Origin of the sequence: Mesorhizobium sp. Pch-S (assembly GCF_004136315.1) — a bacterium.
Taxonomy (GTDB): Bacteria; Pseudomonadota; Alphaproteobacteria; order Rhizobiales; family Rhizobiaceae; genus Mesorhizobium.
The window spans coordinates 4,414,247-4,434,112 of sequence record NZ_CP029562.1; the positions used below are offsets into that span (position 1 = coordinate 4,414,247).

Consider the following 19,866-nt stretch of genomic DNA (forward strand, 5'->3'; position numbering starts at 1 on the left):
TGGGCCCGTTGAAACGGGCCCTTTCCATGCGTGACATCAACCTTATCCGAGCTCCCTTCAACCTTGGTTTGCGTCCACTGAGGCCGCGCCATGAGCCCGGCACATGGCGGGCGCCGCAGGCGCTGACGGAGGCCGGTCTCATCCAAGCGCTGGCGCCGGCGCAGGTCATCGATCTGGAACGCCCTGCCTACAGCACCGAGCCGCAGCCGGGCACGAAACTGCGCAATGGTCCTGCGATCCGGAGCTTCAACCTGCGACTGGCAGATATTGTCGCCGATACGATCGGGCGAGGGGCGTTTGTGCTCATCATCGGCGGTGACTGCACGATCCTGCTCGGCGCCCTGGCGGGTGCGCGACGCTCGGGACCGTTGTCGCTGGTTCATGTCGACGGCCACAGCGACTTCCGTCATCCCGGCAATGACGACGACAACCTGCCGCTTGGCTCGGCCGCCGGCATGGATCTGGCGGCCGCAACGGGGCGCGGCGAAACACTGCTCACCGATTGGCCGGGCATAGCAGGCCCCTTGCTCCACGACGATCAGGTGATGCAGATCGGCGAGCGTGAGAACCGCGATACCGATTACGCTTGGCGTGACATCGAAGCCACGGATATCACACAGGTCGATGTCTTCGCCGCACAGGAGCTTGGCGCAGCAGGAGTTCTTGCCAAAGCCGAGCCCGTGCTGGCAAGCCACGGTCGCCACTGGGTGCATTTCGACGTCGACGCGCTCGATCAGGCGGTCATGCCGGCGGTCGATTCTCCCGGCAGTCCGGGTATCGATCCGGATCAGCTCATTGCCATCCTAGCCGCGCTGGTCGCCAGGCCGGGTTGCGTCGGCATGAACGTGACGATCTTCGATCCGGATCTGGATCCGAATGGTGAACTGGCGGTCTGGCTGGTGAATTTCCTGCGCAAGGTGTTCGACGGATTCAATCCGCCTGCAGGAACATGAGATCGCTAGCAGTTGCCTGGCGCGACGTAATCTGTGGCGAGAATATTATCGTCACCCCAGCGCTTCAGGGCCAGGATGATCGGCTCCAGTGACCGCCCACGCTCGGTCAGCGAATATTCGACCTTGGGAGGAACTTCCGCGTAGACCTTGCGGTCGATCAGGCCGCTCGTCTCCAGTTCGCGCAACTGATTGGTCAGCATGCGCTGGGTGACGTTCATCTTGCGGCGCAATTCGTTGAAGCGAAGCGTGCCCTTCTGGATGAGGTGGTAGAGGATGACACCTTTCCACTTGCCGCCAATGAGTTCCAATGTGCCTTCCACCGGGCAGGCCGGGGAATTGCGCAGATCTTGATGACGGATGCGGCCCACAGGATGTCTCCACGGTATCATTTTCGACACTATGTACAATAAAAGTGCATTCTTGCGATCAATGTACATAAAGCACATCTGGCATGTACGCAAAAAGGAGACATGCCATGCGCGCCATTGGGTATCTGGAACCACAGCCGATCTCGGCCCCTTCGTCCCTCGTCGACATAGAGCTGCCGCGCCCAAAGGCCCTTGGCCGGGACATACTGGTCGAGGTCAAGGCTGTTTCGGTCAACCCGGTCGACACCAAGGTCCGTGCCAACGCGAAACCGGTCGATGGTCAGCACAGGGTGCTAGGCTGGGATGCCGCCGGCGTTGTCGTTGAAACCGGTCCCGAAGCGAGCCTGTTCAAGCCCGGCGACGAGGTCTTCTATGCTGGAGCCATCAACCGGCCCGGCTCGGATGCCGAATTCCATCTCGTCGACGAGAGGATCGCGGCACTGAAGCCTCGCTCCCTGGATTTCGCGGCGGCAGCCGCCCTGCCGCTGACGTCGATCACCGCCTATGAGGCGCTGTTCGACCGGCTGGATGTGACCCGGCCGGTTGCCGGCGCGGCCAACGCCATCGTCATCGTCGGCGCTGCCGGTGGTGTCGGCTCGATCGCCATCCAGCTCTTGCGCGCACTGACTGACCTTACGGTCATTGCCACCGCCTCACGGCCCGAAACGGTCGAATGGGTGAAGGCGCGCGGCGCGCATCATGTGATCGACCACAGCAAGGCGATGGCGGATCAGGTCGCAGCACTTGGTGTCGGGGCGCCGGCTTTCGTTTTTTCATTGACCCACAGCGATGCACACGCCGGCGAGATCGCCAAGCTGATCGCGCCGCAGGGCAGGGTGGCGCTGATCGATGATCCGAAATCCTTCGACATCATGCTGTTCAAATCGAAGGCGCTGTCGCTGCACTGGGAGATGATGTTCGCTCGGCCAGTATACGAGACCGCAGATGTCATCCGGCAGCATGAGCTTCTGACCAGGGTGGCCGGGCTGGTCGATGCCGGCAAGGTCAAGTCGACCATCACCGACAACTACGGAAATATCTCGGCTGCGAATTTGATGCGTGCGCACGCCCAGATCGAATCCGGCACGACGCTGGGCAAGATCGTGCTTGCCGGCTGGTAATTTCAGCCGGTTCTTGGCACCGGCGTCACCGCGATGCGGCTGATGCCGGTGCGGCGCAGCACGGTGCAGACCGTCTCGCGGCCGATGCGCTCGGCATCGAGCATCCGGACCAGATCATCAACGCCGGTCACCGGCCGCCCGTCGATCGCGGCGATGATATCGCCTTCCTTCAGGCCGGCCTTTGCTGCGGGGCCGCCGGGCTCGATGCTGCGCAGCCGCACTGCCGTGCTGCTGGTGACCTGCGAAAGCAGGGCTGCCCGACGCGGCAGGTTGGTCGTGTCGGCGGAAATGCCGATGAAGGCGCGGCGTACGCGGCCGAAGCGGATGATTTCGGCGATGACAAAATTGGCGGTGTTGGAAGCGACCGCGAAGGCGATGCCTTGCGCGCCGGGGATCATGGCGGTGTTGACGCCGATGACTTCGCCAGCGGAGGATACAAGTGGACCGCCGGAATTGCCGGGATTGAGCGCCGCGTCGGTCTGGATGACGTCATCGATCAGGCGCCCAGTTGTGGCACGCATGGAACGACCGAGCGCCGAGACGACACCGGTGGTGACCGTCCACTCGAACCCCAGCGGGTTGCCGATGGCGATCGCGATCTGGCCGCGCCTGAGCCGTTTGGAGTCGCCGAGCGGTGCGACATTGGCGAAAGAGCCACCAGCGCGCACCAGCGCGATGTCGGTGTCCGGGTCGGCACCGAGCACACGTCCTTCATCGACCGTGCCGTCGGGCATGGCGACACGCACCGCTCGCGCATCGCCGACAACGTGGAAATTGGTGACGATCAAGCCGTCCGGCGAAATGACGAAACCCGAACCGTGCCCCGCGCGCCCACCAATCCGCTCGATGCGGCAGACAGCGGGGCCGATGCGGTCGACGGCGTCGGCGACCGTGGTGGAATAGGCATCAAGCAGGGTGTCGTCCCGCGGAGCAGGATCGAGAGCTGGCAGCGCCATGGCAGGCTTCCCATGTGAAAACGCGGATCGATGCCTATATGTGCGGAGCAACGGCTTTCACCGCGACCTGACCAGATGGCCAGCAGCCGCTCTTCCTAGCCGTCAGGCGAGTATCATTGCCGGTGCGAGCCAGCGATATCTGGGGAACCAACAATCCCGGAGGTCATCATGAGCGACTTCAATCTTGGCGCCTTCTCGGACGCCGTCGCCGATATCGCGGAAGGCGCGGCAGCTGCCGTCGCCAGTCTCAACGCGCACCATGGCCGCACCACCTCAGCCTTCCACTGGGGCGCCGGCTATTTCGTTGCCGCCGAGGAGGTTCTGGATGCCGACGATGAAATCGAATTGACGCTCGGCTCTGGTGAACGTGCCAAGGCGACGCTCGCCGGCCGCGATCCCTCGACGGGCGTGGTCTTGCTGAAGACCGAACGAACTGGTCTGCCGGTGCTGACACAAGCGGCAGCCCTGCGCCCCGGCAATGTCGCGATTGCGCTCGGCAACAGCGATGGCGCGGCTCTTGCGGTGCTTGGAACGGTCGGTGAGGTGGGGCCTGCCTGGCGTTCCATGCGTGGCGGTACGATCGACCGTCGCATCAACCTCGCGGTCGGTGCTGGCAGCCGTTTCGAAGGCGGCCCTGTGCTGGATGCCAGAGGCGGGCTGATCGGCATGCTTCTGTTCGGACCACGCCGCCGCGCGCTGGTCATCCCGTTCGAGACGATCGAGCGCACGGTGGCTGTGCTTAAGGAAAAAGGGCATGTCGTGCGCGGTTATCTGGGCGCGGCCCTGCATCCCGCGCGTGACGGCGACACCATCGGCGCCATGGTGATGGGATTGGACGGCAGCGGTCCGGCCAAGGCTGCCGGCCTGCATGTCGGCGACATCGTCGTGGCCTGGAACGGCGAACCGGTGGGAGGGCCTCGCGACCTGATGCGCAGGCTGGGGCCGGACAGTGCAGGCAGGGAAGTCAAGCTCGGCATCCTGCGCGGTGGCAGCCGCAACGAGGTTGCCGTGACGATCGGTGAAAAGCCGCTGAACTGAGAGGATCGATGGCAGACAGGCGACTGACAGTGCTGATCGCGCTCGGCGATGCCGGGCGGGCCGAACGGCTGTCTGCGTCGCTGGCCGCGGGAGAGGAGTTCGCGCCTGTTGCGGCTGGCAGCGGGTCAGGCGTCGATGTGGCTATCGTCGACAATGCCGGCCTTCAGCTGGATGCGCCGCTGGTGCTCCTGTCGTCTCGTCCCGTCGCCGCCGTCAACGGCAATGCGGGCCGCGTCTTCGCCGTCCTGCCGCCGAATGCCGAGCACGGGCTGATCGCTGCCGCGGCGCGACTGGCGGCGGCCGGATACCACGCCGTGCGCGATGAAGAGGCCCTGGATGCCGGCTTCCCGGCCGAGACAGGCGATCATCATGGCGAACACGAGATCCTGGCGCGGCCGTCGCTGTCGCCGCGCGAGGCGGAGGTGCTGGCCCTGCTTGCCGAGGGCGCGCCCAACAAGGTGATTGCCCGCCGGCTCGACATTTCCGTGCATACCGCCAAGTTCCATGTCGCGGCGATCCTGACCAAGCTTGGAGCAGCCAATCGCACCGACGCGATCGCGATTGCGATGCGGCAGGGCCTGGTGCTGGTCTAGAGCAATTCCAGCAAAAGTGCGTAGCGCTTTTGCGTCCGGAAATTGCGTCAAAACAAGAAGATAGAGCATTGCCGGCGATTCTGTTTTCGCCAGAAATGCTCTAGTCTCCCCAGCGTTATCATCGTCAAAGGCGCTCGCATCTTGCATCCCTGTCCCGGTCGGGCAAGGATCGGTCATTGCTGCAGGGAGGCCGATGCATGTCGCTCAAGGGAAAAACACTGTTCATCTCCGGCGGGTCGCGCGGCATCGGGCTGGCGATCGCCTTGCGCGCCGCCCGCGATGGCGCCAATGTCACCATCGCCGCCAAGACCGACACGCCGCATCCCAAGTTGCCCGGTACCATTCACACGGCCGTCGAAGAGATCGAAAAGGCTGGTGGCCGAGGGCTCCCGGTGCTGTGCGACATCCGCGAGGAAACACAGGTCGCGGAAGCCGTGGCAAGGACCGTCGAGCGTTTCGGTGGCATCGACATCTGCGTCAACAATGCCAGTGCCATCCAGCTCACCGGCACGCTCGAAACCGACATGAAACGCTACGATCTGATGCATCAGATCAACACGCGCGGTACGTTTCTCGTTTCCAAAATGTGCATTCCGCACCTGAAGTTAGCGTCAAACCCTCATATTTTGAATCTGGCGCCGCCGCTCGACATGAAAGCCAAGTGGTTCAAGGGCCATGTCGCCTACACGATGGCGAAGTTCGGCATGTCGATGTGCACGCTGGGCATGAGTGCGGAATTCGCCCCGGCGGGGATCGCAGTCAATTCGCTGTGGCCGTTGACGGCGATCGACACCGCGGCGGTACGCAATCTGCTCGGTGGCGAAACGGTCGCGGCGATGAGCCGTTCGCCCGAGATCATGGCAGATGCGGCACATGCAATCCTGACGCGCTCGTCGCGCGAGGCGACCGGCAATTTCTACATCGATGAGGAAGTGCTGCGCGCTGAAGGTGTCAGCGATTTCTCGAAATACGCGCCGGGAGCAAAGGGGCCTCTGGCCGGAGACTTCTTTGTGCCGGATGAGGTGTTTGCGCGCTCGGAAACCAAGGTGACCGGGCTGTTTTAGAACCGATCGGCGAACGCCAGGATCAGTCGGGCGAACGGCTTTTGTCGTCTTTTCCGTGCCCCATCAGACGATCGATATAAGCCAGCATCAGCGCGGAAAGCACGAAGGTGAGGTGGATAATGGTCAGCCACATCAACTGGTCGGTGGAGTAGGACGAGGAGTTCAGGAACACCTGCAGCAGGTGGATCGACGAGATCGCCACGATGGTCGAGGCGACCTTCACCTTCAGCGAACCGACATCGATCGTGCCCAGCCAGTGCACCTTGCCCTCATGCTCGTCGAAACGGCTGACGAAGTTCTCGTAGCCGGAGATGATGACCATGACGACGAGCGATGCGACGAGGGCGGCATCGATGAGGCCGAGGATTTTCAGGATCGTGTCGGTGTCGCCCAGCACCATGACGGTGCTCACGAATTCGTAGAGTTTCTTGCCGAAGGAAAGCGCATAGATGGCAAGCGCCAGGCCCAGCCCGAGATAGAACACCACCAGAAGCCAGCGCGAGGCCAGGATGATGGATTCGATGGCGAGTTCGAGGCGTTTCATAAAATGCGTCCGTGCTTCCAGTCGGCGTCGTCTTGTAGAGCAATTCGAGCAAAAGTGTGTAGCGGTTTTGCATCCGGAATTGCGCGGAAGCAAAAGTCAGGGTGTGTCCGCTTTTCCAAGAAAACGGCAACGTCCTGGCGGGTGGTGCGTCCTGGCAGGACACGAATGCGCCAAGCCGGATCCGTTGATTCCGATTGATCCTAACAAAAGACCCGGTCGGTGGAGTAAGCCGGCCGGGCCTCTTGACGTCCCGTTCAGGACGGGACGGGGCAGGGAACCCTGTTAATATCTGGGACTCCCATTGTGGCGAATCAATGCCGCAGAGCAATTCCAGGAAAAGTGCGTAGCGGTTTTTCGTCCGGAATTGCGTGAGGCAACAGGTCAAGCAATTCCAGGAAAAGTGCGTTGGTTCTCCGTCCGCAATTGCTTCGGACAGAAAGCTGGAGCGGTTCACAGAAACGGTGAACCGCTCCAGCGGCTAGGCGCCTACTTTGCGCTGGCGACCGGCGCTACCAGCGGCGTGATGCGGCGGATGGCGACGCGCCGGTTCTCGCGTTCCGGCTTCTGCGTTTTCACCTTGAGGTAGCGCTCGCCGTAACCCTGTGTGCTCAGGTTTTCCGGCGGGACGTCGAAGACACTGCTCAGAGCGTTGGCGACGGCCTCGGCGCGGCGGTCGGACAGCGCCAGGTTGGCGACGTCCGAACCGACGGCATCGGTGTGGCCCTCGATCAGGAAGGTCTCGGCCGGATTCTTGGCCAGCAGCTTCTGCATGGCCTCGGCCACGCCTTGCAGCTTCTCGACCTCGCTTTCGGGAATGGTTGCCGAACCGAACTCGAAGTTCAGCGTGTCGAGATCGATGCGGCGGGCGATGTCGCGGACGCGTGCCGAGCGCTTGACCTCGTCGATCGAATAGAGACGCTTGACCTTTTCCACCGGCGGACGCTCCAGGAAGACATAGTAGTCGTCGGGGCTTTGGACGTACTCCGACTCCAGGATGTATTCCCGGCGCGGAATATCGATGTAGATCGGCGGCAGCTCATCGCCGGGGTCGCGCCATTCGCTGATATCTTCGTAATAACGCTCGTCGACATAGCTCAGCACATATTCGCGCCCGTCCGGCGTGATGCGCGACCGCCTGATGATATCGCCATTGCGGTTGCGGATGGTGATGATCTGGTTGCCATTGTCGCGCACGATCGTCTCGCGGGTGCGGCCGCGCGGCAGGTCCTCGTAATAGACGTCCTGGGCGTCACGGGTGATGCGGGGACGGTCGTTGCTTTCGACGATGATCTGGTTGTTGAACTGGATGATCGTGCGATCGCCGTAGTTCTTGACGATATCGGCCCCTTCCGGACGCGGGCGCCGGCGTATGTCGAAATCCGGTGCGCGTTCGAGCCGCGTGCCTTTCTCCTCCGTCACCGGAGCGATTTTCTCCGGCTGTATCGTCACCTGAGCCGCCTTGTCGTCCTTGGGTGGCGGCACCTTTTCCGTCGGCTGCTGAACCGGCTGGGCAGGCTGTGTCACCGGCTGCCCGGCAGGCTGGCCAGGCTGTTGCGGCTGGGTGCTGCCACCCTTCTGGCCCCGACCGCAGGTTGGGTTTCCTTCTGGCTGTCGAAGATCGGCGCGGCATTGGGATCGGCCGGCGCTCCGGTCGTCTGTCCGGCTGGCTTCTGCTCTCCGGTCGCCGGTTGCTGGACACCTTCGGCTGGTGCCGGTTGTTGTCCACCCTGCGCCGGCTGGGTCGGCTCGCCGGGTTTTGGCTGTTCGCCGGGCTGCTCGGCAGGCTTGGTTGCCGTGCCGCCTTGATCAGTCGGGTTCTCGCCGGTCGTTGGCTTTTCGCCCTCCTTGGCAGGCTCTGCGGGCTTGGGTTGCTCGGCCGCCGGCTTCTCACCACCCTGGGCCGGCTGTTCGGCCGGTTTGGCAGCAGGCTGTTCGGCTGGCTTGTCCGTCGGTTTTGCTGCCGGCTCAGCCGGTTTTTCGTCGGGTTTCGCTTGTGTCGGCTCTTCCGCTGGCTTGGCTGCGGGCTCTTCCTTGACTGGCTTGTTTTCGGCCGGCTTCTGCTCCTGCTCAGCAGGTTTCTGCTCGGGTTTGGCGTCCGGCGCCTTTTCGAGAGGCGCCGGCTGCTCGGCCGCGGGTTCAACCTGCTCCTTCCTGGGCTTCTTGCGCGGCTGCTCCGGCTCGGCGGCTGGGGCTTCCTGCTGCGCGGGAGCAGCTTCGGCGGGCGCGGGCTGCTCTGCCGGTGCCGGCTCAGCCTGTTCCTCGCTCTGCTTGCGCTTCTTGCGCGGCTGTTCCGGTTCGGCGGCAGGCGCTTCCTGCTGGACGGGGGCAGCTTCCGCTGGTGCCGGCTGCTCTGCCGGCGCCGGCTCGGCCTGTTCCTCGCTCTGCTTGCGTTTCTTGCGCGGCTGTTCAGGCTCGGCAGGTGGTTCTGCCGCCGGTTCCTGCTGTGCCTGTATCGGTGTCGGTTCCGGAGCCGGCGCGGGTTCGGGCGCCGCAACGGGTTCAGGTGCGGCAACCGGCTCTGGCTGCGGAGCAGGAGCCTGTTCGACAACCGGTGCGGGTTCGGGGGCCACAGCGGGTTCAGGTTGCGGCTCCGGCGCAGCCTGTTCTACCGGTGGCTGGCCGCTTTCGGCCGAGCCGTCACCTTCGGCCTGCGCAAGGATCAGCGGGGAAGGCACGCTTGCTGCCGGGTCGTTCTTGATTGGCAGGGCAGCAAGTGGCGTCGAAGCCATCAGCAGGCCGAGAGCGGTTCCGGTCAGAATCCGTTGTTGGCGTTTCATATCGAATCTCCTGTGCAGGGACGCTGCCGAGGCCCGTAGGCGCGGTCGGTTCGACCGGCAAGAGCCGCAGCGGTGAGAGTAGGGGTATCGAACAGGCGTTTTGATGACACCGGCCGGAGACGCTTGACGTCGCGGCTGCGGCGCGCCACATGCGCCGGATGGAAAGCGAACCCTTCTGGAAGGCCAAGACGCTGGAGGAGATGTCTCCCGCGGAATGGGAATCGCTGTGCGACGGTTGCGGCAAGTGCTGCCTGTCGAAGCTCGAGGACGAAGATACCGGCGAAATCTACTGGACGAGCGTCGCCTGTCGCCTGTTCGACGCCGGCACCTGCCGTTGCCACGACTACACCAACCGTCTGGCCAAGGTGCCCGACTGCGTCGGCCTCACGCCGCAGAATGTCCGCACCATCAGCTGGCTGCCGTCGACCTGCGCCTATCGGCTCGTCGCTGAAGGGCATGATCTCTACTGGTGGCACCGCCTGCTCTCCGGCAGCGCGGAGACCGTGCACGAGGCAGGCATCTCGATGCGTGGCCGGGTACGCGCCAGCGAGACGGATCTCGCTGAGCCTGAAGACTATTTCGACTATGTGCTCGACGAGGAGCCCTGAAACAGGGCGAGCCGTCGAACAGGCATGCATGCGGCCACGCCGCCATTCCTTTTCCATGCCCGACTATGGTCATCAGCGAAATGAACCTCGCATGAACGAGCGGTTCCCGTTCGGTTCAGCCATGTCCCGCTAGGGTCACATCATCGCTTCGGCGAACAGGGTTCACAGCAAACAGGCTTCCACAAGGAGAAGATCATGTTGACCAAGATCAAGGCTGCCGCACTTTCGGCTTTCGTCGCTTTTGGCGCTCTCGCTGCCGTTCCTGCCACCGCGCAGGCCGACGGCATCTATCTGAACCTCGGCAGCGGCGAGCCGCGCTTCGGCGTCTACGCCGGTGACCGCGACCAGCGCGACTGGCGCCGCGATCGCTGGGACCGCGAGCGGGGCTGGGATCGCCGCGATCGCGGCTGGGACCGTGATCGTCCCGGCTGCTCGCCGGAATGGGCACTGAACAAGGCCGAGCGCATGGGTATCTGGCGGGCTCGCATCGTCGACGTCAATCGTCGCGTGATCAAGGTCGCCGGCCGCCAGGACGGCGAGCGCACCATGGTCGTATTCGGCCGTGAACGTGGCTGCCCGGTGCTTTACCGCTAAGACGCTAGGCCGCAAGGTTCAAAAAGAAGGCCCCGGCGGAGCGATCCTCCGGGGCCTTCTTTTTGTGACCCGACAGACGGGGTGCTCGGTACCCGGCACCCCGCTGCATCATTTCAGTTCGAAGGTGACGTTGACCATGACCTTGTAGGCGTTCTCGCCGGCCTGCACAGGCACCGAAGCGCCGGCGGCGTCATAGGCCTTGGCGTTCATCGGCATGGGCGGAGGTGCATAGCTCTGGTCGGTGATTTCCAAGACCTTGCCGACGCTGACGCCGGCGGCTTCCGCAAGCGTCTTCGCCTTGGCGATGGCGTCGGCCACGGCCTTCTTGCGTGCTTCGGTGACAACGGTAGCGGGATTCTCGTTGGTGAAGGAGATGCCGCCGCCCTGATTGACGCCGAGCGACACGGCCTTGTCGAGTATCTCACCGGTCTTGGAGATGTCCCGCACGCGCACCGACAGCGTGTTGGTAACCTGGTAGGCGATCAGTTCCGCTTCCTGGTTGCCGTCTGGTTTGTTGGTGTAGTTGTAGCGCGGGTTGATCTGGATGCCTGCCGTCTGCAGGTCGCGCTCGGCAATGCCGGCTGCCTTCATTGCGGCAATCACGGCTGCCATGGCGTCGTTGTTGGCGTTGAGCGCCTCACGGGCGGTCTTGGCTTCGCGCATGACGCTGAGCGACAGCAGGGCGAGATCGGGTGCGACGGTGGCTTCGCCTTCCCCGGACACGATGATGCGCGGTGGCTGCGGGGCTTCGGCTGCGTTGGCGATCGCAGGCATTGCGACGGCGGCGGCGAGGGCGAGGGGCAAAAAGGCTCTGGTCATCGAAAAACTCCGTTGTTCGCCAGTGGCGATGGCCCGATTAGGCGCCGAATATGGATTGATTTGGGCGATGTTGGCGAGAGTGCTCGTAAAGCCTTGTGTGGGGACACGAAAAACACTATCCAGCCCGCGTGGGGCCTGTAGCTCAATGGTTAGAGCCGGCGGCTCATAACCGCTTGGTTGGGGGTTCGAGTCCCTCCGGGCCCACCAGTCAACTATTTTGACTTTGATTTTATTGCATTTTCTTCGATTTTCCCCGAACCTGTTTTTCGGTTCGGGATATTGTGTTCTCCATCTGGTCGGCAACGCGGCCAAAGGATTTGACGCCAAGGCGTTTTCTATCGGCCTTGCGAGTGCAGGTTTCGGCCTGTTCGACCTTCAGCCAACCGAATTGCGCCATCAACTCGTGAGCGCTCGCGCCATTCATTGGCAGCGAGCGTCGCGCCGAGCTTTCGCAATCCGTGAGCGGATTTCTTGATCTTTGCATCTTGGCACCGGGCAGAGAACCAATTTCCAAAGCTTTCCTTGGATGTAAATGGCTTGCCATCGTCCTTGACGATGAAGTGCAGATCCCCGGTTTTCGTGGCGGCAATCGTGTCCAGTAGGCGCATCTTCGGGACTATTTCGAGTTCGCAAACGTAGCAGTTGGCGCGCCTTCTTATCCAGCCAATTTGGCAGCTAGGCTAGCGAGATGGCGCCCCTGAAACTTTGCCCCTTCAAGGTCGATCTCCGTGGGAGTTCGCTCGCCGCGCTTGCCCGATAAGGTGGATGCTCCGTAAGGGGAGCAACCAACGAGTGCGTCCATGTGGGTTAAGCCGCCATAGCTATAGGGGAGGCCAACGACGATCATGCCAAGATGAAGCAGAACGGTGTGAAAGCTTAGGATTGTCGCTTCATGACCGCCGTGCTGAAGACCCGTAGAGGTGAAGACCGCTCCCAGTTTTCCGACCAGCCTGTCTTGGGCCCATAGTTGACTTGTCTGATCGAGGAAATTCTTCATTTGGGCGGCCATCATCCCGTAGCGTGTCGGGGTGCCAAAGATGATCGCATCGTACGAGGGCAGTTCAGCGACAGAGGCTGTGGGAACCGGCTGATTGACAATGTATCCGGCCTTCGCGGCAATGGCTGGCGGCACCAAATCTGGGACGCGTTTGACAACTACCTGGCCTCCAGCTTGGCAGGCACCTGCCGAGATGGCATGCGCCATGGTCTCGGTGTGCCCATAAGACGAATAGTAAAGTACGAGAATTCTTGCCATCCCTCACTCCTCCTAAGCCGACTATATTGTGCGGAAGAGGATCTTCTAGGCTCGGCAAACGCATCATCGTGTTGTTGAACAAACAACATTCAACGTCATCCCATGCGCCCGCCATGACTGTTGCATGTCGTGCAACGCGGTTTTCGAAGCGTGGTCGATACCGTTTGATTATCAGGCGACTAGTCTTTGAGCCGGCTGCAAGCGAATTCCGCTTTCAGGAAGCAAAGAAGGATGCCTCATGGACAACCCCGCACAAAATGCTGGCTCAGCCCCGGTGAGAGTTGCGAAATTCAATATATCTGACGCCCCCCTTAGCAAGCTCTATCCCGAGAAAACCATCGAACTCGGAGACGTAATAGATCGCAGATCCGGTGGCACCATCAGCATAGGCTATGCCCGGTACAAATCGGGTGAAGCCAACGATTGGAAGGTCACTTACGACGAGGCCCTGGTTATCACCAAGGGCAACTTCACCGTCGTCTATGACGGAGAAGACTATACGGCCGCTCTGGGGGAGGTGATCTATCTGAAGAAGGATACGACAATTTTCTATCGCGCAAATACGGACGTTGAGCTTGTTTACGTAACCTACCCACATTGGCGGCCTTAGCTGCACAGGCGCGCCGCCTATCAGGGGAGTAAGGGGTGAGGCTGTAAATCATTCCTTCTCCCTTTGTTTTCCAGTTTGATCGCCTTCTGATCACAGTCAGAGGATTTTGTGTTCTTGGCAACAACTCTGGCTAAGTCCGCAGTCTCGCCAATGCCGTCAGCGCCATCGCTGCTCATGGCATGAAGCTGCTCATTGATTGCGAAGTCGGAGCAGATCGAACGTCGCCCAGTCGACACCTCGCCAATCGAATGAACGCAGGGCAACGACGCTTGGGATGAGATTTTCCCGAGTTCTGCGCTGCGATCATTGGCCGTGTGATGATGGTTGCGGCAACGCTCGCCTGATGCCGATACGGCGCTAACCGGCGACCATCAGCCCAACAATTCCGCCACTCAACGCCAGATGCTCACAGGCAAATTGTTGATGGACGATGCGCAGATTCGGATCACGGTAGATCCACCATCGGTGGAAGAGCAGATCCGAGCCGAGCGTGAACAGGATCACGCCAACACCGCCTTGGACCACCGTGGCCGGATTCAAGAAAAGCAGGCTTGCAACCGTCATTGCAATCGTGCCCGCACCAACCAAAACAGCGCCGCCGCGGCGGATGCCTGCTCGGGCGAGATCCTCCACATTCCGAGCAAAACGGATGGTATTGAACGATGCAGACCACAGGAAATAGAAGGAGACGGCTGCGCGCCCGAGAAATGTCAAAAGCGTGAGCGTTTCGGGATTCATGGTTGCCATCTCTCGCATCATGGTGCTGTTGCGACACGCAAGCCAAGCTTCACTACAGACCAGCATAAGGTGATCTTGCTGCGGGTCTTCCGGTTTTTTTGAGCCACCGGTAACGGCCGGTGTCCTTTGCTGCGTAGTCGGGATCGAGATAGACGAAACACCGCTGGATCATAAAACTACGAATTTGAAAGACGTCGCAAAAGCGCCCGCTTCCCCAGATTGGCTGGTCCATTTCCCAGGAGCCGTCGAGGTGTTGGCCGCTGGTACGGCCTTCGACGACGACGATTTCGGAGCCGGAGAATATCCAGTTGAAGTCTTCGGTGTGATGACGAATTCGCGTTAGCGTCGCGCCGACATCCCCAAACAAGCGGCCGATCTCGACCCGTCCGTTGGCGAGCCCCCATTTGGGAAAGAAGACCTGGGCGTCTTCAGCGAACAACTCCAGAAAAGGTCGACCGTCGGAAGTGCTGCCGTTGTCGATCGCGTTGAAGTACTCCAAAGCGACCAATTTTCGCTGCTCGTCAGTCATCGGGAGCGCGATATGCATGGAACCCCCTTGATTGGAAGGCGGCGACTATCGTGTGTGAACTGCGCAGGGGTCGTGTTCGAAATGAAAACCGGACGCCGCTGCGCGGTTCGGCGAGTTAGAACGGCTATTGGCGCCAGTGAGGATGGGTCACGTAGACGAGTTCCACATCATCATCCGCGCGGTACAGGACCTTGGTGCCGTTCTTGAGATAGATCACCTCTCCAGGCAATGCGGTGTACTCGGTGCCGTCGTTCACCACCGTGAATTTGCCACGGGTAATGATAAGCGCTTCGTCATAGGTGACTGTCCATTCATTGGACTCACCTGATTTGTAGCGTCCATAACCCACCGTCATGGTGCTCTCGGACGTTCTGTCGATGACGTCCCCAAGTTCGATGGGTTTCTCCGGATACAATCTGGTGAGCGGAGCATCCGCGATGCTGAACTTTTTGATGGTGACCGCGGTTCCAGCGAGTGCGGCGGTTGCGACAACCGACAATGTGAGTGCGGTACAAATCTGTATCAAAGCGCGTTTCATGAGGTCCTCCCTTTGCTTCGCTGATGCCGGCGAACGCCACTCAATCGTGCGCGGACGTTTTCGAAATTTGCCGGCAAGTGAAATCTAGCTGTTGCAAGATTGGATGGTACCTGTGATGTTTAGAAAAGCGCGTTGCGCGCTATGCAACAGCACGAGCAAACGATATGCGCCCGAGCCTGGAAGAACTGGAAGCGTTTCTGCACGTGGCCGAAACGGGAAGTTTTACCAAAGCAGCGGATCGTCTCGGCATATCCAAATCCGTTGTGAGCCGTCGCTTAAGTGCGCTGGAACGCCGATTGGGGGCGATGCTGGTAAGCCGCACCACGCATGCGGTTACTCTGACGGAATTAGGCAGTGGGTTCCTGGAGCGTGCGCGCAGAACACTGGATGACATTGACGAGGCAATGGAAGTCGTTGGTGCCGGCGCCGTCGCGATCCGAGGGCTGGTGCGCATAACGGCGCCGACAAATCTCGGGACGCTGCATGTGCTGCCGGCTCTGATGACGTTGATGGCACTGCATGAGGGGCTGGAAGCCGATCTGGATCTCAATGACCGTTATGCCGACATCGTTGCAGGTGGTTTCGACCTGGCAATCAGGATCGGTGACCTGAAGGATTCTGCTCTTGTCTCAAGACGGCTTGGTACCGTCCGACGTTGTGTTGTCTGCAGCCCGCAATACCTTGAAAGAAAAGGCCGCCCCATGACGCCGGACGACCTGGAGCACCATGAATGCCTTGCCTACACGAACATGAATCCGAGTGACCAGTGGCGTTTCATGGTCGATGGGAACTGGAAAGCCACTCGCACCAAATACCGGCTGCGCACCAATGACGGCAATGCGCTGTTGACAGCAGCTGTCGCCGGCCGGGGTTTGGTGGGCTTGCCGAACTTCATTGTCCAGCATGATGTCGCAGAAGGAAAACTGGTTCGCGTGCTTGAGGATTTCGCACTGCCGGAGGTTGGCGTGTTCGCTCTGTTTCCCTCAAGCGCTCGTCTTCCAGGCCGCGCGCGCGCTGTCGTCGAACATCTCGCCGAGCATTTCCAGCGCGCCTTTATCTGACGGCCCGCTGAACGTGACTGTTCGGATTTCTGCCAGCGTCTTCGCCTAAGCTTTTGGCCAGCGCTGTGAAATCTCAGGATCGCTTGTCCCGAAGACGTCCGACAGCCACAGGATACGATCATCGTCCCAGGCTCGCCCGGTGAACTGAATGCCGATCGGCAAGCCGTCGATGTCGAAACCGGCGCGGACCGCACAAGACGGAAGTCCCGACAGGCTTTGTGGCGCCGTGTAGCTCATCACAAGCTTACGAAATTCGACTTTCGAGCCACGGTGATCGACGTAGTCGGTTCCGATGGACGCTGGAGAGCCTGCCGATACAGGGCTTACGATCGCATCCACCTGTGACAGGATACGTTCCATGCCCGACCGAAAATCTGCTCGCCGTTCCACTGCCTTGAAATAGGCAGAAGATGTAGTGGCACCTGCCAGCTTGAGGCGATCCAAAACGGCATTGCTGTATTCCGATTTGCGTTCGGGAAAGGTGCGTAGGATCAATTGATGATAGTGGTGCGCTTCAGCGAGGATCATCGGGGCAAGGATCGCGTAGGGATCGCTGAGCTGGGGTAATGGCCACGCAATTTCGATGATTTCTGCGCCGAGCGACCTTAATCTGCTCAATACGCGGTCGAACACCGCGGCATGGTCGGACGCCAGTTCGACTGTATCCATATCGCGCACCACCCCTATGCGCAGCCCCCGCAGATCGGTCGGGTTGTGTTGGGAAAAATCGGACGATGCCTGGCCAGCCAACCGTCCGTCCATGGCTGCAAGGACGAGCGGGAGATCGGATGGAACACGGGCCATCGGTCCGATGTGATCGAGGCTGGGCGCAAGTGCAGTAGCTCCCTCGACGGGTATGCGAGCGCGGGTTGGTTTCAGCCCGGCGGTTCCGCAGAAGGCTGACGGGATGCGAATGGAACCGGCGGTATCAGAGCCAATGGCGATCGGGACCAAACCAGCTGCAAGTGCAGCTGCCGAGCCACCACTGGAACCTCCAGGCACGCGGTCGAGATTCCACGGATTGCGGGTCGGTCCATGAAGCCGGCCCGTCGTGGTGATACCCCAGCCAAACTCATGTGTGGCGGCTTTGCCGAGCAGGATGGCACCGGTAGTCCGCAGACGTTCGACAGCTACGGCATCCTTGGTGGGGATATGATCGGCGAAATGAACGGCGCCATATGTCGTACGGATGCCGGCGGTGTCGAGTAGATCTTTTGCAACGAACGGAACGCCATCAAGGGGCAGCGCTTTATTCTCCAAGTAGCGTCGCTCCGACGCCCGAGCTTCGACGAGCGCCCGATCCAGGCAAAGCGTCGTCAACGCGTTGATCGATGGATTGATCTGATCTATCCGTCGCGCCGCTGCTTGAATGACTTCGACGGGCGAGAGTTTGCGAACACGAAACGCGTCAATCAGCTGACGCGCCGACAGGTTTTCATCCGGAAACATATCGATTTTCCTAGTACATTGCTTCGATAAGGCGTGGGAGTTCCTGGCGCCATCCTGGCCCCAGGCGCTCGGCCGCAGCGGGGTATCGTTCGGCAACGAGAGCCGCGATTTTGAGAGTTGTGCTTTGCGCGAAACCGATGTCTTGCAGACGCGTCGGCAGTCTTAGCCGGATGACAAGCTCCCTCAATCTGAGGGCCGCTTCCCAAGGATCCGTACTGCCATGTCCGGCATAGGAATCCGCTGGGGCTAGCGCCGCAGCGATCGTGTTTAGGCGCTCCGGATCGATTGCTGCAAAAGCTTCCATCACTGGAGCCAAAGTGATGCACGATGTGAGGCTGTGTGGAACTCCGAACGATCCACCAAGAACGTGACCGATGCGATGGCTGAGGCCAAATTGCACATTCGCGGCAGCAAAGTAGCAACTCCAGGCAGCGAGCTGCGCTTCGAGGCGTACCGGGACGGCTCTCCATTCGGGTGACGATAGAGCTCGGACCATCCGCTGAATGCCAGCCAAAGCCAGGGTATCCGTAATTTGCGGGGTAGGGGAGCAGAGCAACCCCTCGATCGCGTGGTCGAGCGCCTTGATCCCCGAACTCAGCCATAGCGCTTCGGGTGTGGCAGCGGTTACAGCCGGATCAAGAACGACAAGAGCCGGGGTCGCGGAAATTTCTGCGAAACTGCGTTTGAACGTTTCCTCCCCGTCCTTCTCCGTCATCCCGAAGAAATGCGAGAACTCGGCTCCGGACAGCGTCGTTGGCACGGCGCCGACAAGAGGAGCGTGATCTTGCTCGTTCGAAAGGACGTGCGAAACCGCTTTTGCCGCGTCGATCACACTTCCACCGCCGAACGCGACGAGCACGTCAATGTCGCTCCGACGGGCAAGCTCGGCGATCGCGAGTACTGACGTCAGAGGGACATGGGCCGGAACCGTTTGCGCAAGTCCACAAAACCGATGCTGAAGGGCTCCGATGAGCCCTCGCAGCAGACCGCCCTCTGCTTCCAGGCTCTTGGTGGTGATCAACAGAGCTCGAGGTTTTCGAAGGCGATCGAGTTCTTCGCCGATGCGAAAACGGCTTCCCTCGCCCCAGATCACCGTTTTGAGCGGAAGGGCCTGATAACGGCCCTCGGCAGCAGTGGCGGCGTCAATTTCTGACGCCGTCGTGTCGCTGGTAAGTGAGCCTTTCATTGGTCGTCAGTCCGCCAATATGGCCGGCTCCGCGACGATGGGTTCAAGGCGCGGGATGATATTTCCCCTTTCGCTCTCGAGCCATGGCGGCAGAAGGATCTTGTCGCCGAGCGAATCGAGGGTCTCATCCTTCAACCAGCCGCCTTCATTGGTTACCGCCGCTTCGAACAACACGCCTGCTGGAGTTCGGAAGTAGACTGAGGTGAAGTAGTTGCGGTCCTTCGGCTCGGAGACATCTGTGAACCCGAGACCCTCCAGGTGGAGTTTCAGATTTTGCTGCGTTTGGCGATCACCCATGTCGAATGCTATGTGATGGACAACCCCCTGCGCGAACGTCCACGTTCCCTGGGGCATTTCCGGCTCATGTAAAACTTCGAGTATTTTCCCGGAAGTTCCGTCGTCGATGGCATAGCGATAGTGTGGGCCGTCGGACGCGATCTGTGCGAAACCCATACCGTCCTTCAGGAAAGCGTCGAATTCTGGGATATCACGCGCCGAGACGGTAACGGCTCCGATAGAGCGGATGGCAACCTCACCATCCACTCCTGCGCCAGTCCATGGTGAGGGTTCAGATGAGACGCTTTCCATGATCTCGTATTCGATGCCTGCCGGATGATCGAAGACGACACGGCGTTCGCCGAAGCGTTCAATGTATTCCGTGTGATAACCGTGATTGGTGAGACGCTGCTTCCAGAATGACAAACTTCCTGCAGGAGCAGACAGAGTGATCGAGGTTACCTGTCCCGAACCCCGTTGACCTCGAGGCCGCCAGCTCATGGGGAAGGAGGTCAGGAGTGTGCCTTCGTCACCCGAACCATTGCCGTAGTACAAGTGATAGATAGGTTCTTGGCCATCGAAGAGAACCGTTTTCTTTCCCAGGCGCAGTCCTAACGCCTTCACGTGGAAATCGTAATCTTCTTGGGCACTACCGACACAGAACGTTACGTGATGGTAGCCGCGTACGCGTGCATCTTGAGCCATTTTTTCCTCCTGGTTGAAGTGTCGAGCGCTCGGCCGATGACCTCGCTCATGCAAGTGCGTTCGCCGACCAGCGCCATTGCTGGA

At 60.7% G+C, this 19,866-nt stretch carries 23 protein-coding genes and 1 tRNA gene; 10 read left to right on the plus strand and 14 right to left on the minus strand.

Features of this window, described 5'->3' with window-relative positions:
- The first annotated feature begins 26 nt into the window (after positions 1-26).
- Positions 27-953 carry an arginase family protein gene (locus C1M53_RS20700; protein ID WP_207213027.1) on the plus strand — a complete coding sequence of 309 codons (927 nt, stop codon included), beginning with the start codon at positions 27-29 and terminating at the stop codon, positions 951-953.
- A 5-nt stretch (positions 954-958) separates the two neighbouring features.
- On the opposite strand, the gene C1M53_RS20705 is transcribed toward C1M53_RS20700, so the two are convergent.
- The gene (locus C1M53_RS20705; RefSeq protein ID WP_129413942.1) at positions 959-1,321 is read right to left on the minus strand and encodes a winged helix-turn-helix transcriptional regulator; all 363 of its coding nucleotides are present in this window, start codon (positions 1,319-1,321) and stop codon (positions 959-961) included.
- A 107-nt stretch (positions 1,322-1,428) separates the two neighbouring features.
- Here C1M53_RS20705 and C1M53_RS20710 point away from each other — a divergent pair, with 107 nt between their 5' ends.
- Positions 1,429-2,442 carry a zinc-binding alcohol dehydrogenase family protein gene (locus C1M53_RS20710; protein ID WP_129413943.1) on the plus strand — a complete coding sequence of 338 codons (1,014 nt, stop codon included), beginning with the start codon at positions 1,429-1,431 and terminating at the stop codon, positions 2,440-2,442.
- A gap of 2 nt (positions 2,443-2,444) precedes the next feature.
- Here the strand turns inward: C1M53_RS20710 and C1M53_RS20715 are convergent, their stop codons facing one another.
- Positions 2,445-3,398 (minus strand): trypsin-like peptidase domain-containing protein, encoded by a 954-nt coding sequence (locus C1M53_RS20715; protein WP_129413944.1) that lies wholly within the window; start codon positions 3,396-3,398, stop codon positions 2,445-2,447.
- A gap of 168 nt (positions 3,399-3,566) precedes the next feature.
- On the opposite strand from C1M53_RS20715, the gene C1M53_RS20720 reads away from it, so the two are divergent.
- The 3 genes from C1M53_RS20720 (at position 3,567) to C1M53_RS20730 (ending at position 6,093) form a co-directional block, all read left to right on the plus strand.
- Entirely contained in the window at positions 3,567-4,436 is an 870-nt protein-coding gene (locus C1M53_RS20720; RefSeq protein WP_129413945.1) for a S1C family serine protease, read from the plus strand.
- 8 nt (positions 4,437-4,444) lie between these two features.
- A complete protein-coding gene (locus C1M53_RS20725; RefSeq protein WP_129413946.1) occupies positions 4,445-5,029 on the plus strand; it encodes a helix-turn-helix transcriptional regulator in 585 nt (194 codons plus the stop codon).
- 197 nt (positions 5,030-5,226) lie between these two features.
- Positions 5,227-6,093, plus strand: coding sequence for an NAD(P)-dependent oxidoreductase (locus C1M53_RS20730; protein ID WP_129413947.1), 867 nt, complete (start codon positions 5,227-5,229; stop codon positions 6,091-6,093).
- Positions 6,094-6,115: 22 nt separating this feature from the next.
- On the opposite strand, the gene C1M53_RS20735 is transcribed toward C1M53_RS20730, so the two are convergent.
- The 3 genes from C1M53_RS20735 to C1M53_RS32540 all read right to left on the minus strand — a co-directional run bounded on the left by C1M53_RS20735 (position 6,116) and on the right by C1M53_RS32540 (position 9,414).
- The gene (locus C1M53_RS20735) at positions 6,116-6,637 is read right to left on the minus strand and encodes a TIGR00645 family protein (protein WP_129413948.1); all 522 of its coding nucleotides are present in this window, start codon (positions 6,635-6,637) and stop codon (positions 6,116-6,118) included.
- A gap of 486 nt (positions 6,638-7,123) precedes the next feature.
- On the minus strand, positions 7,124-8,161 hold the full coding sequence (locus C1M53_RS32535; RefSeq protein WP_245488226.1) for an OmpA family protein: 1,038 nt from the start codon (positions 8,159-8,161) through the stop codon (positions 7,124-7,126).
- Positions 8,158-9,414 (minus strand): hypothetical protein, encoded by a 1,257-nt coding sequence (locus C1M53_RS32540; RefSeq protein ID WP_348629999.1) that lies wholly within the window; start codon positions 9,412-9,414, stop codon positions 8,158-8,160. Before C1M53_RS32540 ends, C1M53_RS32535 begins: the two co-directional genes overlap by 4 nt.
- Before the next feature lie 158 nt (positions 9,415-9,572).
- Here C1M53_RS32540 and C1M53_RS20745 point away from each other — a divergent pair, with 158 nt between their 5' ends.
- Positions 9,573-10,022 (plus strand): YcgN family cysteine cluster protein, encoded by a 450-nt coding sequence (locus C1M53_RS20745; RefSeq protein ID WP_129416289.1) that lies wholly within the window; start codon positions 9,573-9,575, stop codon positions 10,020-10,022.
- A 195-nt stretch (positions 10,023-10,217) separates the two neighbouring features.
- Positions 10,218-10,616, plus strand: coding sequence for a hypothetical protein (locus C1M53_RS20750; protein WP_129413949.1), 399 nt, complete (start codon positions 10,218-10,220; stop codon positions 10,614-10,616).
- Between the two features lie 108 nt (positions 10,617-10,724).
- Here C1M53_RS20750 and C1M53_RS20755 read toward each other — a convergent pair whose 3' ends face one another.
- Positions 10,725-11,435, minus strand: coding sequence for an SIMPL domain-containing protein (locus tag C1M53_RS20755; protein WP_129413950.1), 711 nt, complete (start codon positions 11,433-11,435; stop codon positions 10,725-10,727).
- 131 nt (positions 11,436-11,566) lie between these two features.
- On the opposite strand from C1M53_RS20755, the gene C1M53_RS20760 reads away from it, so the two are divergent.
- A tRNA-Ile gene (locus C1M53_RS20760) sits at positions 11,567-11,642 on the plus strand.
- A 22-nt stretch (positions 11,643-11,664) separates the two neighbouring features.
- On the opposite strand, the gene C1M53_RS20765 is transcribed toward C1M53_RS20760, so the two are convergent.
- Both C1M53_RS20765 and wrbA read right to left on the minus strand, forming a co-directional pair.
- Positions 11,665-11,979, minus strand: a complete 315-nt coding sequence (locus C1M53_RS20765; RefSeq protein ID WP_129413951.1) for a hypothetical protein — start codon at positions 11,977-11,979, stop codon at positions 11,665-11,667.
- Positions 11,980-12,090: 111 nt separating this feature from the next.
- The gene (wrbA, locus tag C1M53_RS20770) at positions 12,091-12,690 is read right to left on the minus strand and encodes an NAD(P)H:quinone oxidoreductase (RefSeq protein ID WP_129413952.1); all 600 of its coding nucleotides are present in this window, start codon (positions 12,688-12,690) and stop codon (positions 12,091-12,093) included.
- 238 nt (positions 12,691-12,928) lie between these two features.
- Here wrbA and C1M53_RS20775 point away from each other — a divergent pair, with 238 nt between their 5' ends.
- Positions 12,929-13,300, plus strand: coding sequence for a cupin (locus C1M53_RS20775; RefSeq protein ID WP_129413953.1), 372 nt, complete (start codon positions 12,929-12,931; stop codon positions 13,298-13,300).
- A 357-nt stretch (positions 13,301-13,657) separates the two neighbouring features.
- Here C1M53_RS20775 and C1M53_RS20780 read toward each other — a convergent pair whose 3' ends face one another.
- The 3 genes from C1M53_RS20780 to C1M53_RS20790 form a co-directional block, all read right to left on the minus strand.
- Complete coding sequence (locus C1M53_RS20780) at positions 13,658-14,047, minus strand: hypothetical protein (protein WP_129413954.1); 390 nt, start codon at positions 14,045-14,047, stop codon at positions 13,658-13,660.
- Between the two features lie 43 nt (positions 14,048-14,090).
- Positions 14,091-14,585, minus strand: coding sequence for a nuclear transport factor 2 family protein (locus C1M53_RS20785; protein WP_129413955.1), 495 nt, complete (start codon positions 14,583-14,585; stop codon positions 14,091-14,093).
- A gap of 106 nt (positions 14,586-14,691) precedes the next feature.
- Complete coding sequence (locus C1M53_RS20790) at positions 14,692-15,105, minus strand: cupin (RefSeq protein ID WP_129413956.1); 414 nt, start codon at positions 15,103-15,105, stop codon at positions 14,692-14,694.
- A 164-nt stretch (positions 15,106-15,269) separates the two neighbouring features.
- On the opposite strand from C1M53_RS20790, the gene C1M53_RS20795 reads away from it, so the two are divergent.
- Positions 15,270-16,166 (plus strand): LysR family transcriptional regulator, encoded by an 897-nt coding sequence (locus tag C1M53_RS20795; protein WP_129413957.1) that lies wholly within the window; start codon positions 15,270-15,272, stop codon positions 16,164-16,166.
- 45 nt (positions 16,167-16,211) lie between these two features.
- On the opposite strand, the gene C1M53_RS20800 is transcribed toward C1M53_RS20795, so the two are convergent.
- From C1M53_RS20800 to C1M53_RS20810, 3 genes are read right to left on the minus strand one after another with little or no spacing between them, the layout of a single operon-like run.
- Positions 16,212-17,615, minus strand: a complete 1,404-nt coding sequence (locus C1M53_RS20800) for an amidase (protein WP_129413958.1) — start codon at positions 17,613-17,615, stop codon at positions 16,212-16,214.
- A gap of 10 nt (positions 17,616-17,625) precedes the next feature.
- Positions 17,626-18,801, minus strand: coding sequence for an iron-containing alcohol dehydrogenase (locus C1M53_RS20805; RefSeq protein ID WP_129413959.1), 1,176 nt, complete (start codon positions 18,799-18,801; stop codon positions 17,626-17,628).
- Between the two features lie 6 nt (positions 18,802-18,807).
- A complete protein-coding gene (locus tag C1M53_RS20810; RefSeq protein ID WP_165358197.1) occupies positions 18,808-19,782 on the minus strand; it encodes a VOC family protein in 975 nt (324 codons plus the stop codon).
- Between the last annotated feature and the right edge of the window lie 84 nt (positions 19,783-19,866).